This is a genomic window from Pseudomonas sp. AN-B15 (genome assembly GCF_019056475.1).
GTDB lineage: Bacteria > Pseudomonadota > Gammaproteobacteria > Pseudomonadales > Pseudomonadaceae > Aquipseudomonas > Aquipseudomonas parakoreensis.
The window spans coordinates 1119191-1133006 of the sequence record NZ_CP049737.1 but is presented as its reverse complement, the minus strand read 5'-3'; the positions used below and the strand labels follow the sequence as shown (position 1 = coordinate 1133006).

Below are 13816 nucleotides of genomic sequence, written 5' to 3'. Positions count from 1 at the left end.
GACGCCGTTCCAGGCTCAGGAACCGCAATGACCAAAGTCGACTTCTATATCCTGCCCAGCGCCGATCCTTCGGCTCGCCTGGACTTTGCCTGCAAGCTCACCGAAAAAGCCTGGCGCATGGGCCACCGCATCTACCTGCATTGCAGCGATGCTGCTCAGCGTGATGATCTCGATGCGCGCCTGTGGGCATTCAAGGGCGAAACCTTCGTCCCTCATGGCCCTGCCGATAGCGAACCGGACGGTTTGATTGTGCTGGGAGTCGGCGCGGACTGCGGCGCGCATCAGGATCTGCTGGTCAACCTCGACCTGAAAGTCCCGGCCTTTGCCAGCCAATTCGCCCGCGTGGCGGAAGTGGTGGTGGAAGATCCGACGATTCGCGCGGCGGCACGGGAGAGTTTCCGTTTCTACCGCGAACAGGGCTATCCTCTGCAAGATCACCGTTTACAGCGACTCTGAGTACGCCGATGGACACTCCAAAACCGCTGCAAAAGCCTGCGCACCTGCTGGACGATCTCGAATCGATCCGCCAGTTGCTCGGCGATGACAACCTGCAACCGCCACTGCTGACCGACACGGTCGATGACGGTGAACAGGAACAGATTCCTATGCTGTTCGAGGCCGTCGACGCCACGCCGCCGACCATCGAACCGACACCTGCTCCGGCTCCGGCACCCGCTGCCGCACCTGTGGATAAAGGCCCGGACGCCCTGCTGCACCTGGACAGCGAACTGCGCGCCGCCGCGCAATTGATCATGCAGGACGTGATCGACGACTTCGCACCGCACATTGAAACCGAAATCAAACGCCGCCTCGAGGCGCGGATGGAACGGTTGCTCAGCCAGTACGAATAACCCGGATAGATCCCCTTGTGGCGAGGGGATTTATCCCCGATCGGCTGCGCAGCAGTCGTGAACCCTGCGAATACGCAGCGTGATTGAGTTATTTGGGGCTGCTGCGCGGCCCATCGGGGATAAATCCCCTCACTACAAGGGTTCCCCCCAACATTAGTGTCCGCCCAGCCTCCCCCCGCTCGCCCTCGGCCCCATGCCCCGCTATACTTCCCGGCTTTTCCTGAATAAATGCCAATAGGGTCCCGCCGCGCATGGATAAGACCTACCAGCCGCACGCCATTGAAACTTCCTGGTACAACACCTGGGAGTCCGAGAACTATTTCGCACCGCAAGGCGCGGGCGATTCCTACACCATCATGATCCCGCCGCCGAACGTCACCGGCAGCCTGCACATGGGTCACGGTTTCAACAACGCGATCATGGACGCCCTGATCCGTTTCCGCCGCATGCAGGGTCGCAACACCCTGTGGCAGCCGGGCACCGACCACGCCGGTATCGCCACGCAGATGCTGGTGGAGCGCCAACTGGAAGCCACCGGGCAGAACCGCCACGACCTGGGTCGCGAGAAATTCCTCGAGAAAGTCTGGGAGTGGAAGGATCAGTCCGGCGGCAACATCAGCCGTCAGATCCGCCGCCTCGGCTCGTCCGTGGACTGGAGCCGCGAGCGCTTCACCATGGACGACGGCCTCTCGGAAGCGGTCAAGGAAGCCTTCGTACGCCTGCACGAAGACGGTCTGATCTACCGCGGCAAGCGTCTGGTCAACTGGGACACCAAGCTGCACACGGCGATTTCCGACCTCGAAGTGGAAAACCACGACGAAAAAGGTTTCCTGTGGAACCTCAAGTACCCGCTGGCCGACGGCGCGAAAACCGCTGAAGGCAACGATTTCCTGATCGTCGCGACCACCCGTCCGGAAACCATGCTCGGCGACTCCGCCGTCGCGGTTAACCCGAACGACGAACGCTACAAAGCCCTGATCGGCAAATTCGTCGAGCTGCCACTGGTCGGCCGCCGTATCCCGATCATCGCCGACGATTACTGCGACCCTGAATTCGGCACCGGCTGCGTGAAGATCACCCCGGCCCACGATTTCAACGACTACGAAGTCGGCAAGCGCCACAACCTGCCGCTGCTGAACATCTTCGACAAGAACGCCAACGTGCTGCCCGCAGCCCAGGTGTTCAACCTTGACGGCACGTTGAACGACAGCATCGACGGCAAGATCCCGGCCGAGTACGCCGGTCTCGAGCGTTTCGAAGCGCGCAAGCAGATCGTCGCTGCGTTCGACGCCGCCGGCCTGCTGGTCAGCGTCGACGATCACAACCTGAAAGTGCCGAAAGGCGACCGTTCTGGCACCGTCATCGAGCCGTGGCTGACCGACCAGTGGTACGTGTCGACCAAGCCTCTGGCCGAGCCGGCGATTGCTGCCGTTGAAGACGGCCGCATCCAGTTCGTGCCCAAGCAGTACGAAAACATGTACTTCTCGTGGATGCGCGACATCCAGGACTGGTGCATCAGCCGTCAACTGTGGTGGGGCCACCGGATTCCGGCCTGGTACGACGAGTCGGGCAAGGTCTACGTCGGTCGCGACGAAGCCGAAGTACGTGCCAAGCACAACCTCGGCCCGGACGTTGCGCTGCAACAGGACAACGACGTGCTCGACACCTGGTTCAGCTCGGGCCTGTGGACGTTCTCCACTCTGGGTTGGCCGGAAAAGACCGAGTTCCTGAAGAAATTCCACTCCACCGACGTGCTGGTCACCGGTTTCGACATCATTTTCTTCTGGGTCGCCCGGATGATCATGCTGACGATGCACCTGATCAAGAACGAGGACGGCACCCCGCAGGTACCGTTCAAGACCGTTTACGTGCACGGCCTGGTGCGTGATGGCCAGGGCCAGAAGATGTCCAAGTCCAAAGGCAACGTCCTGGACCCGCTGGACATCATCGACGGTATCGAGCTGGAAGCGCTGGTGCAGAAACGTACCTCCGGCATGATGCAGCCGAAACTGGCGAAGAAGATCGAGAAGCAGACCCGCGACGAGTTCGCCGACGGCATTGCCAGCTACGGCACCGACGCCCTGCGCTTCACCTTCTGCTCGCTGGCCTCGACCGGTCGCGACATCAAGTTCGACATGGGCCGCGTCGAAGGCTATCGCAACTTCTGCAACAAGATCTGGAACGCCGCGCGTTATGTTCTGGACAAAGGTGAAGACTGCGGCCAGAACGGCGAAGCCTACGAGCTGTCGCTGGCGGATCGCTGGATCATCTCGCAACTGCAACGCACCGAAGCCGAAGTGACCCGTCAACTGGATCAGTTCCGTTTCGACCTCGCCGCGCAAGCGCTGTACGAGTTCATCTGGAACCAGTACTGCGACTGGTACCTGGAACTGTCCAAGCCAGTGCTGTGGGACGAAAACGCGCCGGTCGAGCGCCAGCGCGGCACCCGTCGCACGCTGGTGCGCGTGCTGGAAGTGGCGCTGCGCCTGGCGCATCCGTTCATGCCGTTCATCACTGAAGAAATCTGGCAGCGCATCGCGCCGCTGGCCGGTATTCAGGGCAAGACGATCATGCTGCAGCCTTGGCCAGTGGCCAACGAAGAGCGCATCGATCCGGCCGCCGAGGACGACATCGAATGGCTCAAAGGCCTGATGCTCGGCACGCGCAACATTCGTGGCGAGATGAACATCGGCCCGGGCAAACCGCTGCCGATCTACCTGAAGAACGTCAGCGCTGAAGACCAGCGTCGTCTGACCGAGAACGAAGCGCTGCTGAAGAAGCTGGCGCGTCTGGAATCGATCACCGTGCTGGCCGCTGGCGAAGAAGCGCCACTGTCCGCCACCGCGCTGGTTGGCGAGATGGAAGTGCTGGTGCCGATGGCCGGCCTGATTGACAAGGGCGCCGAGCTGGCGCGTCTGGACAAGGAAATCCTGCGTCTGCAGGGTGAAGTCCAGCGAGTTGGCGGCAAGCTGTCGAACGCCGGTTTCGTTGACAAGGCCCCGGCCGAAGTCATCGAGAAGGAACGCGCCAAACTGGCCGAGGCGGAACAGGCCTTGGGCAAACTGGCCGAGCAACACGCGCGGATTTCCAGCCTGTAAGGGCAAGCCGCAATGACAAAGGGAGGCCAAGTGGCCTCCCTTTTTTATTCCAGAACACCAATCCCCTGTAGGAGCTGCCGAAGGCTGCGATCTTTTGACTTTGATTTTTTTAAAAACAAGATCAAAAGATCGCAGCCTTCGGCAGCTCCTACATGCGTTCGGCGCATGACTCATCAATGTGGGACAATACCCGCCACTTTCAGCCATACCCGAATCGATCACACCCATGAACGCCCCCCGCACACCCAAACCTGCGCGCAACAAGCCTGATGCCGCGACCCCGGCCAAAGCCGTCGAGCCGCGTGAAAAGGCCAGCCTGCACCCGCGCAATCGCCATCAGGGCCGCTACGACTTCCCGGCGCTGATCAAGACCACGCCGGAACTGGCGAAGTTCGTGATCACCAACCCGTATGGCAAGGAAAGCATCGACTTCGCCAGCCCCGACGCGGTGCGCGTGTTCAACCGGGCGCTGCTCAAGGCGTTTTATGGCATCGAGCATTGGGACATCCCGGCCGATTACCTCTGCCCACCGGTGCCGGGCCGTGCCGATTACGTGCATTTCCTCGCCGACCTGCTGGCCAGCATGAACGACGGCAAGGTGCCGCGCGGTGCGATCGTCAACGTGCTGGACATCGGCATGGGCGCCAACTGCGTTTATCCGCTGATCGGCAACAGCGAATACCGCTGGCACTTCCTCGGTTCGGAAATCGACCCGACCGCCGTGGCTGCCGCCCGAGCCATCGTCCAGTCCAACGGGCTGAACAAGGTGATCCAGCTGCGCCAGCAGGAGAACCGCAAGCACATCCTGATTGGCTTGCTGGAGCCGGGCGAGCGCTTTGACCTGACCATGTGCAACCCGCCGTTCCACGCCTCGATGGAAGAGGCAACCAAGGGCAGCGAGCGCAAATGGCGCGCACTGGGCAAGGCTGATCCGAAACGCAAACTGCCGGTGCTGAACTTCGGTGGTCAGTCTGCCGAGCTGTGGTGTGAAGGCGGTGAAGCGCGTTTCGTGACGCAACTGATCGCCGAGAGCGCGAACTTCCAGCACAAGGTGCTGTGGTTCAGCACCCTGGTCTCGAAAGCCTCGAACCTGCCGGCCATCGAAACCGCCCTGAAAAAGGCCGGCGTGCTGGAAAGCCAGGTGGTGGAGATGTCGCAGGGGCAGAAACAGAGCCGCTTCGTGGCGTGGACCTTCCAGACCAAGTCCGAGCAGCAGATCTGGCGTCGCGAGCGCTGGGTTCGCTGATTCTGTAGGAGCTGCGGCACGCTGCGATCTTTTGATCCTGCTTGAAAACAAGATCAAAAGATCGCTGCCTCGTTTCACTCGACAGCTCCTACAGGGCGGCGTAACGCCTTGCCAAATCGCAGGCACAAAAAAACCGTGCCCGGATCGCTCCGGTGCACGGTTTTTTATCGCTGCGTCTTACTTGTTCACAGCGTCGGTCAGGCCTTTGGCCACAACCAGCTTGATCACTTTCTTGGCAGGGATTTCGATGGCAGCGCCAGTCGAAGGGTTACGGCCAGTGCGGGCAGGACGCTCGGTCACTTTCAGCTTGCCGATACCTGGCAAGGTGATTTCGCCGCCGTTTTCCAGCTGATCGGCAACGATTTGGCCCAGTTGGTCCAGAGCGTTACGCGCGGTGGTTTTCGGCGCGTCGATAGCTTCAGCGATGTCGGCGATCAGTTGGTCTTTAGTAAGAGCCATGTAGTGTTCCTTCCCTATCAAATTCATATGGATTGCAGAGTGCAGTGTCAGCCATCGAGCCCGATCTTCTGGATCTGGCACCCTCGGCGATAACCACGACGAGTCGGGTTATAGATACCGAAATCAGGGTTTGGTTCGACCTGACAAATGCTGATTGCACGCTTAACGCAGTGACTTCGCGTAAGACCGGGCAAAACTAGCACAGAGACGGGGAAATATCCGCCTCTAGCTACCCATTTGGTCAGGTTTATTGCTCTAAATCGGTAAAAAACTGCATAAGCACAGGCGCTTGCCCCGGATTTAGCCTTCAACCCCGTGATTACGCGACCACGGGCCACAATTTTCAAGTCATCCCCCATTCATGTAGGAGCTGCCGAAGGCTGCGATCTTTTGACTTTGATTTTTCAAAAACAAGATCAAAAGATCGCAGCCTTCGGCAGCTCCTACAGGGAGCCTCGGATGGAGTTTGCGGTACACTGGGCGCTTTTTCGGGGGAGCCCGCCCTCCTCCCTTCCACCAGCCGAGAAGCCCATGCCGATCCGTCATTGCATCGTCCACCTGATCGACAAAAAACCCGACGGCACGCCCGCAGTTCTGCACGCCCGCGACTCCGAACTGGCTGAGTCCGCGGCCATCGAGAACATGCTTGCCGACCTCAACGAGAGCTACAACGCCAAGCAAGGCAAAGCCTGGGGCCTGTTCCATCCGGAATCCGGCGCGTTTCCGTTCAGCGGCTGGCTGAAGGAATACATGGAAGGCGGCCAGGACTTCACTGCGTTCAGCAAAGTCGCGGTCGAGCATCTGCAGAAACTGATGGAGGAATCGAACCTGTCGGTCGGCGGCCACGTGCTGTTCGCCCACTATCAGCAAGGCATGACCGACTACCTGGCGATCGCCCTGCTGCACCACAGCGAAGGCGTGGCGGTGACCGACGAGCTGGACGTCACCCCGTCGCGTCACCTCGACCTCGGCCAACTGCACCTGGCGGCGCGGATCAACGTCTCCGAGTGGCAGAACAACAAGCAGTCCAAGCAGTACATCTCGTTCATCAAGGGCAAGAACGGCAAGAAGGTTTCGGAGTACTTCCGCGACTTCATCGGCTGCCAGGAAGGCGTCGACGGCCCGGGCGAGACCCGCACCCTGCTCAAGGCCTTCAGCGACTTCGTCGAGAGCGAAGACCTGCCGGAAGATTCCGCTCGCGAGAAAACCAAGACTCTGGTCGATTACGCCAGCAGCCAGGCCAAGCTCGGCGAGCCAATGGGCCTGGAAGAGCTGTCGGAGCTGATCGACGAAGAACGGCCGAAAGCCTTCTACGATCACATCCGCAACAAGGACTACGGTCTGTCGCCGGAAATTCCGGCGGACAAACGCACCCTCAACCAGTTCCGCCGCTTCACCGGGCGCGCCGAAGGCCTGTCAATCAGCTTTGAAGCGCACCTGCTGGGTTCGAAGATCGAATACGACGAAGAGGCCGGCACCCTGATCATCAAGGGCCTGCCAACCTCGCTCACCGATCAGCTCAAGCGCCGCAACTGATGCTGGGCAATGTGCTGAAGAAGGTTGCGCTGGTTCTGCTGGTGGTGGTGATCTATCAGAACTGGGGCAAGATCGAGCGGGTGTTCAACCCGTCGCAGATGGTCTCTGAGCAGACGCGGGCGCAGGCCCGTGTCGTGCTGTATGCCACCGACTGGTGCGGCTACTGCAAACAGACCAAGCGCTTTCTCGACAGCAAGGGGATTCCTTTCAGGGAATTCGATATCGAGAAGGACGCCGAGGCGCGCAAAGCATACGAGGCGCTGGGCGGGCGCGGGATTCCGTTGATCGACGTGAATGGCACGCTGATTCGCGGATTCGACCCGGACGAGATTCTCGCTGCCCTGCAGTAACACAACTCCTCTGTGGTGAGGGGATTTATCCCCGATCGGCGGCGAAGCCGTCGCAAAATCTGCCTGGTAGGGCGTGCAGTTTTTTGGGGGCGCTTCGCGCCCCATCGGGGATAAATCCCCTCACCACAATTGCCCCCCCAAGCAAAGGCCGCTTGCTGATCAGCGGGCTTCGATGCGGAAACCAAAGCGCGGGAAGTGCACGTGCACCACGCCGCCACGCGGGTCTTCGCGTCGCAGGATCAGCTCTTCGCGGCCAGCAAACAGCAACTCGCCTTCCACCGGATCCACCCCGTAGTCAATGGCGGCAATCGCCACCTGCTGCCCGGCCTTGAACCCGTTCGGATCGACAAACTGCTCATCCGGCAACGCCGCCGGCGTCGAGGTACGCGCCACTTGCAGTGCCTCCTCGGCGCTCATTTCGCTCGCGGCGCCATGGCCAAAGCCCAGCACACGCCCAAGCCAGGCCGTCACGGCCGGATATTCATCGACCAACGGCGCAGTGACGTGCGTCGCCTTGAGGAACCACAGCGGATGCGCCAGGGCGAAGTCGGCAATCGACGGCTCACCGAACAGAAAGTCGCCCTGCTCGCGCTGCAACTGCTGCTCCAGGCGCGACATGATCGTTGGCCATTGGTGTTTGGCCTGCTCGGCCGGCAACCGCGTGGCGCTGCCACCACTGAACAGACCGGCACGGTCAGCCATGAACGCCTTGATCGCTTCCGGCGGCAACTTGCCGAAACGCACCGCCACCGATTCTGGCTGGAACACCAGGCTGACCGCATGCTGGAACACCACCGAATCGGCCCATGCCGCGAAGCTGGCACTGATCATTTCCTGACCTTCCGGAAAAAACGCCGGCAGGGCTTTTTCCTGCTCCAGGCGACGGGCGATCAACGAGGTGTCGCAATAGATGTCCGCGCCGACCTGCAACACCGGAGTCTTGCGGTAGCCGCCAGTCAGCGCGGTCAGATCCGGCTTGGGCATCACCGGCGAGATGTGCACCGAGCGCCAGGACAAGCCTTTGAAGCCCAACAGCAGGCGAGCCTTTTCGGCAAATGGAGAGGTCGGGTAATGATGCAGAATCAACTCGGACATGCTCGGCTCCGCCGCACAGAAAGTGAATCGGCAGCTTAGCGTGCATTTGATTAGCAGCCTACAGATCTGGCTGATGGGAACCGATCAGTCAGATTGATAAGACGCGACCAGGCATTCCTTGGCGCTTTTGCGCAGCTTCTTGATCAAGCGTTCCTGGCGCAACGCATCGCTCTTGTCGCGGCAACGTTCGGTGTAGACCAGCGCCATCGCCGGGCTGGACAGGAAGAACCGCGCGCCCTTGCCGCTCTGATGCTTGGCAAAGCGCCGCACCGGATCGTCGCTGATCCCGCAATACAGCGAGCCGTTGGCCGCGCGCACGAGATAGACGAACCAGGACTTGCTCACGGGTTCGACAACATCAACCGGTTTTTCGCTGAGGCTGGTCACTTCGGGATCTGGACGTGCAGGAAACAGGCCGCGATCTTATCAGCGACCGGCCTGAAATGCCTTCAGCCCTTTCAGCGCCTGCGCCCGGACGGCGTTGCGCACCAGCGGTGTCCAGCCCAGCAGCAAGCCCTTGAAACCCAACGCCTGACGCGACCAGCGCCACAGGTCGAAGTGATCGTGATGCTCGCAGATCTTGCCGTCACGAAAGACGAAGCGCGCCTGAATATCGTTGATCACCACGTTGCCGGTCTGGCTGAACAGATACGTCGCCACCCAGTGCGCGCCACCGCTGCGCTCGTCGGCGCGGACATTGTCGAAGGTCAGGGAGAAGTCCTTGGCGCGAGTGGTGAGCATGCGCCACATGTCGCCGGCATCGCGCCCGCGCAACTCGCCGAAGGCCGGATCGCTGAACACCACGTCATCGGTGTAGCACGCGGCCATGGCCTCGGCGTCGAGGCGCTGGAAGGCTTGGTAGAAGCGGGTGATCAGGGCGGCGTGGGCTTCGCTCATGGGCAAACTCCGGGAAATGGACAGATTGCCAGCACGATAAGCTGCAAATCGCAGAAACACTATCGGCATTCGCAAAGCGAATACCACGCAAGATTTAAAGCACCGCAAAAACTATGGGAGCGAGTCTGCTCGCGAAGAGGCCGGCACATTCAACACGATCAGTGCCTGAACCACTGTCTTCGCGAGCAGGCTCGCTCCCACATGGGATATCACTGGCCGCAAAAAAGGGTTACGCGTCAGATCTTTTCGCTTTGCACTTGCACGTACAGCGCCCGGCCGGCACCAAGGCCGGCAACGATCGCACCGGTGCCGATGATGCCGAAAATCCAGCCCACGGCATTCCAGCCGCCAGTCCAGTCATGCACCACGCCGACGGCGAACGGCCCCATCGACGCCAGGGTGTAGCCGAAGCCCTGGGACATGCTCGACAGGTTCGCCGCCACGTGCGAATCCCGCGAGCGCAGCACGATCAGGGTCAGCGCCAGACTGAACGTACCGCCCTGCCCCAGCCCCAACAGAATCGCCCAGCCCCACAGCCCTTCAATCGGCGCATACAGGCAACCGAACAGACCACCTAGGGTCAGCGCCATCACCACCACGATCGCCAGGCGCTGATCCTTGCCCCGGGTCGCCAGCCACGGCGCCGCGAGGGAGCTGGCGAGCTGGATGATCACCGAGCCGGACAGCACCAGGCCGGCCTGGGTCGGAGTCAAGCCGCGGCCGATCAGGATCGACGGCAACCAGCCGAACACGATGTACGCCAGCGACGATTGCAGGCCCATGTACAACGTCACTTGCCAGGCCAGCGGATCGCGCAGCAGCCCACGCACCCGATAGGCAACGTGGTGCGCGCCGTGTTTCTGCCCGACTTGCGGCAGCCAGAACAGCGCCGCCACCAGTGCCGGAATCACCCAGAAGCCCAGGCCCAGTGCCCAGCTGTTATCAAAGTGCTCGCTCAACGGCACGGTGGAACCCGCGGCCATCGCCGCACCCAGGCACAGCGCCATGGTGTAGACGCCGGTCATGGTTCCGGCGTGTCTGGCGAAGTCGCGTTTGACGATGCCCGGCAGCAGCACGCCGATAATGCCGATGCTTGCGCCACCGAGGACGCTGCCGGCGAACAGGCCGATCTCACCGAAATTGCTGCGCAGGATGATCCCGCCGGCCAGGGTCAGCAGTATCCCCAACACCACCCGTTCAGCGCCGAAACGCCGCGCGAGAATCGGCGCCAGCGGCGCGAACAAACCGAGGCACAACACCGGCAGCGTGGTCAGCAGACCGGCCTGCGCCGCAGACAGGCCAAGGCTTTTCGACACTTCGCTGAGCAACGGCGCCATGCTCGACAGTGCCGGGCGCAAGTTGAGCGCCACGAGAATCAGCCCCAGCAGCAACAGCCACGGCCGACGCACCAGCGGATGGCTTTGCTGTACTTGTTCGTCGTCAGCCTCGGCATCGATCAGCAGCTCTTCGAGCTCCGCCGTGCGCTTGGGGGTTGAAAAGTTTTTCTCGCTTTCAAGGTTCATTGATCAACTGCCTCGATATGGCTTTGGCCCGTTCCGGGTCGCGTTGTTCGACGGCATCGAGCAACTCGATGTGCAGGTCGAACACTTCCTGACGGCGCGGGACGATATTGAGCGTCTGGCGCAATTGCGCGCCGACGATGCTGGAGAAATAGCGATACAGCTCGCTGAGGGTCGGGTTGTGCGCGGCGTCCACCAGACGGCGGTGGAACACCAGATCGCAGGAAATATAGGTGTCGAGATCACCGTGGTAATGACTGCCACTGGTGCCAAGTGCCTCGCGCAGTGCGACCAGATCCTCATCGGTACGACGCAGCGCGGCCAGACCAATCGCCTCGACTTCGAGGATGTGGCGGGTTTCCCGCGCCTGCTCCAGCGAGCAACGGGACAACGCCTTGAGCGTGTCCATCGGATCCACCACCGCGCGCAAATAACTGCCGTCGCCCTGCCGGATTTCAATCAACCCGGAAAACGCCAGCACGCGCATGGCTTCACGCACGGTGTTGCGGCTGATGCCCAGCTCGGCGCACAGCTCAGGCTCGGTGGGCAGCCGTTCGCCGACCTGCCACACGCCATCGGTGATGCGTTGGCGCAATTGATCCAGGGCCTGATCGACCAGGGATCGCTTGATCAAAGGTGAGGTGTCTGTCATGAAATTCGCCCTTTCATCCAATCATAGGATGAATTTTCTGACATCTTAGTCAGCTGGCCGGGTTCATACAACCCCGTGTAGGAGCTGCCGCAGGCTGCGATCTTTTGATCTTGTGCTTAACGATCAACGTCAAAAGATCGCAGCCTGCGGCAGCTCCTACAGGGGAAAAATGAAAATCGCAGGCAAAAGAAAACCCGGCACAGGGCCGGGTTTGTCTGTGCATCAACTTGAATCAATGCAGGATCTGGCTCAGGAACAGTTTGGTGCGGTCATTTTGCGGGTTGTCGAAGAAGTCGTTAGGCGCCGCCTGCTCGACGATTTCGCCTTTGTCCATGAAGATCACCCGGTTGGCCACGGTGCGGGCGAAGCCCATTTCGTGGGTCACGCAGAGCATGGTCATGCCGTCTTCGGCGAGGCCGATCATGGTGTCGAGCACCTCTTTCACCATCTCCGGGTCGAGTGCCGAAGTCGGTTCGTCGAACAGCATGATTTTCGGTTTCATGCACAGCGCGCGGGCGATCGCCACACGCTGTTGCTGACCGCCGGACAACTGCCCCGGGAATTTATGCGCCTGCTCCGGAATGCGTACGCGCTCCAGGTAATGCATGGCGATTTCCTCGGCCTTGCGCTTGGGCATCTTGCGCACCCACATCGGCGCCAGCGTGCAGTTCTGCAGGATGGTCAGGTGCGGGAACAGGTTGAAGTGCTGGAACACCATGCCGACTTCGCGGCGGATCGCTTCGATCTGCTTGAGGTCGTTGGTCAGCTCAACGCCATCGACGACGATGCGGCCCTGCTGGTGTTCTTCCAGGCGATTGAGGCAGCGGATGGTGGTCGACTTGCCGGAACCCGACGGACCGCACAGAACAATACGCTCGCCCTGTTTGACGTTGAGGTTGATGTCCTTGAGTACGTGGAACTGGCCGTACCACTTGTTCACGCCCTGCATCTGGATAATGCCTTCAGGGCCCACAGGCTTTTTGATTGCTTCGCTCATTTACAAAGAACTCCTAACGCTTGTGGCCAGTGTCGAGCTTGCGTTCCAGATGCATGGAATAGCGCGACATACCAAAACAGAAAATCCAGAACACCAAGGCGGCGAACACGTAGCCTTCGGTGGCCATGCCCAGCCATTTCGGATCGGCAGCGGCTTGCTTGACGCTGTTGAGCAGGTCGAACAGGCCGATGATGATCACCAGGCTGGTGTCCTTGAACAGCGCAATGAAGGTGTTGACGATGCCGGGGATCACCAGCTTCAGGGCTTGCGGCAGAATCACCAGGCCCATGGCTCGCCAGTAACCGAGGCCCATCGCCGCAGCCGCTTCGTACTGCCCTTTGGGGATCGCTTGCAGACCGCCGCGCACCACCTCGGCGACGTAGGCCGACTGGAACAGAATCACCCCGATCAGCGCCCGCAGCAGCTTGTCGAAGTTCATGCCCTCGGGCAGGAACAGCGGCAGCATCACCGAGGACATGAACAGCACCGTGATCAACGGCACGCCACGCCAGAACTCGATGAACGTCACGCAGACCACGCGAATCGCCGGCATGTTCGAGCGACGGCCCAATGCCAGAATGATCCCCAGCGGCAAGGCGCCGGCGATACCGACAGTGGCGATCACCAGGGTCAGCATCAGACCGCCCCACTGGCTGGTCGCCACGGCGTCGAGGCCGAACACGCCACCGTGCAGCAGGCACCAGGCGACAATCGGGTAGATCACCAGGAAACTCAGGCCGTACACCGCTTTACGCGGGAAGCGCGAGATGAACAGCGGCGCCACGCCGAGCACTGCCAGCCAAACAGTGAGGTCTACACGCCAGCGCAGTTCCACCGGGTAGTAGCCGTACATGAACTGGCCGAAACGCTGTTGAATGAACACCCAGCAGGCGCCGTCCTTGGTGCAGTCGGCGCGGGTGGTGCCGACCCAGTTGGCATCGAGGATCGCCCAGCTGAGGATTGGCGGCACGACGAGATAAATCAGGTAAAACGCAAACAGGGTCAACAGGGTGTTGAGCCAGCTGGAGAACATGTTGGCGCGTATCCATGCCATCGGGCCGAAAACCTTGGCCGGCGGTGGCATGTCGGGTTTGAAAGTATGGGTTGTCATGCGC

At 60.9% G+C, this 13816-nt stretch carries 14 protein-coding genes; 6 read left to right on the top strand and 8 right to left on the bottom strand.

Features of this window, described 5'->3' with window-relative positions; genetic code table 11:
• The first annotated feature begins 27 nt into the window (after positions 1-27).
• The 4 genes from GTQ41_RS04980 (at position 28) to rlmF (ending at position 5195) form a co-directional block, all read left to right on the top strand.
• Positions 28-456, top strand: a complete 429-nt coding sequence (locus GTQ41_RS04980; RefSeq protein ID WP_047292703.1) for a DNA polymerase III subunit chi — start codon at positions 28-30, stop codon at positions 454-456.
• Between the two features lie 8 nt (positions 457-464).
• Positions 465-851 carry a hypothetical protein gene (locus GTQ41_RS04975; RefSeq protein ID WP_047292702.1) on the top strand — a complete coding sequence of 129 codons (387 nt, stop codon included), beginning with the start codon at positions 465-467 and terminating at the stop codon, positions 849-851.
• A gap of 251 nt (positions 852-1102) precedes the next feature.
• Positions 1103-3949 (top strand): valine--tRNA ligase, encoded by a 2847-nt coding sequence (locus tag GTQ41_RS04970; RefSeq protein ID WP_007965170.1) that lies wholly within the window; start codon positions 1103-1105, stop codon positions 3947-3949.
• Between the two features lie 226 nt (positions 3950-4175).
• Positions 4176-5195 carry a 23S rRNA (adenine(1618)-N(6))-methyltransferase RlmF gene (gene rlmF / locus GTQ41_RS04965; RefSeq protein ID WP_047292701.1) on the top strand — a complete coding sequence of 340 codons (1020 nt, stop codon included), beginning with the start codon at positions 4176-4178 and terminating at the stop codon, positions 5193-5195.
• 177 nt (positions 5196-5372) lie between these two features.
• On the opposite strand, the gene GTQ41_RS04960 is transcribed toward rlmF, so the two are convergent.
• Positions 5373-5654, bottom strand: a complete 282-nt coding sequence (locus tag GTQ41_RS04960; RefSeq protein WP_003221909.1) for an HU family DNA-binding protein — start codon at positions 5652-5654, stop codon at positions 5373-5375.
• Positions 5655-6185: 531 nt separating this feature from the next.
• Between GTQ41_RS04960 and yejK the strand changes: the two genes are divergently transcribed.
• Both yejK and GTQ41_RS04950 read left to right on the top strand, forming a co-directional pair.
• A complete protein-coding gene (gene yejK / locus GTQ41_RS04955; protein WP_047292700.1) occupies positions 6186-7190 on the top strand; it encodes a nucleoid-associated protein YejK in 1005 nt (334 codons plus the stop codon).
• Positions 7190-7540: a glutaredoxin family protein gene (locus GTQ41_RS04950; RefSeq protein WP_047292699.1), complete on the top strand. Its 351-nt coding sequence runs from the start codon at positions 7190-7192 to the stop codon at positions 7538-7540. Before yejK ends, GTQ41_RS04950 begins: the two co-directional genes overlap by 1 nt.
• 159 nt (positions 7541-7699) lie before the next feature.
• Here GTQ41_RS04950 and GTQ41_RS04945 read toward each other — a convergent pair whose 3' ends face one another.
• From GTQ41_RS04945 to GTQ41_RS04915, 7 genes are all read right to left on the bottom strand, one after another.
• Complete coding sequence (locus GTQ41_RS04945; RefSeq protein WP_047292698.1) at positions 7700-8635, bottom strand: glutathione S-transferase family protein; 936 nt, start codon at positions 8633-8635, stop codon at positions 7700-7702.
• A gap of 84 nt (positions 8636-8719) precedes the next feature.
• Positions 8720-9022: a GIY-YIG nuclease family protein gene (locus GTQ41_RS04940; protein ID WP_047292696.1), complete on the bottom strand. Its 303-nt coding sequence runs from the start codon at positions 9020-9022 to the stop codon at positions 8720-8722.
• Positions 9023-9061: 39 nt separating this feature from the next.
• On the bottom strand, positions 9062-9532 hold the full coding sequence (locus tag GTQ41_RS04935; protein ID WP_003221901.1) for a nuclear transport factor 2 family protein: 471 nt from the start codon (positions 9530-9532) through the stop codon (positions 9062-9064).
• A gap of 236 nt (positions 9533-9768) precedes the next feature.
• The gene (locus GTQ41_RS04930) at positions 9769-11055 is read right to left on the bottom strand and encodes a CynX/NimT family MFS transporter (RefSeq protein ID WP_047292694.1); all 1287 of its coding nucleotides are present in this window, start codon (positions 11053-11055) and stop codon (positions 9769-9771) included.
• Complete coding sequence (locus GTQ41_RS04925) at positions 11045-11704, bottom strand: FadR/GntR family transcriptional regulator (RefSeq protein ID WP_047292692.1); 660 nt, start codon at positions 11702-11704, stop codon at positions 11045-11047. Before GTQ41_RS04925 ends, GTQ41_RS04930 begins: the two co-directional genes overlap by 11 nt.
• A gap of 232 nt (positions 11705-11936) precedes the next feature.
• Positions 11937-12701, bottom strand: coding sequence for an amino acid ABC transporter ATP-binding protein (locus tag GTQ41_RS04920; protein ID WP_003221897.1), 765 nt, complete (start codon positions 12699-12701; stop codon positions 11937-11939).
• A 13-nt stretch (positions 12702-12714) separates the two neighbouring features.
• The gene (locus tag GTQ41_RS04915; protein ID WP_041064780.1) at positions 12715-13812 is read right to left on the bottom strand and encodes an amino acid ABC transporter permease; all 1098 of its coding nucleotides are present in this window, start codon (positions 13810-13812) and stop codon (positions 12715-12717) included.
• Between the last annotated feature and the right edge of the window lie 4 nt (positions 13813-13816).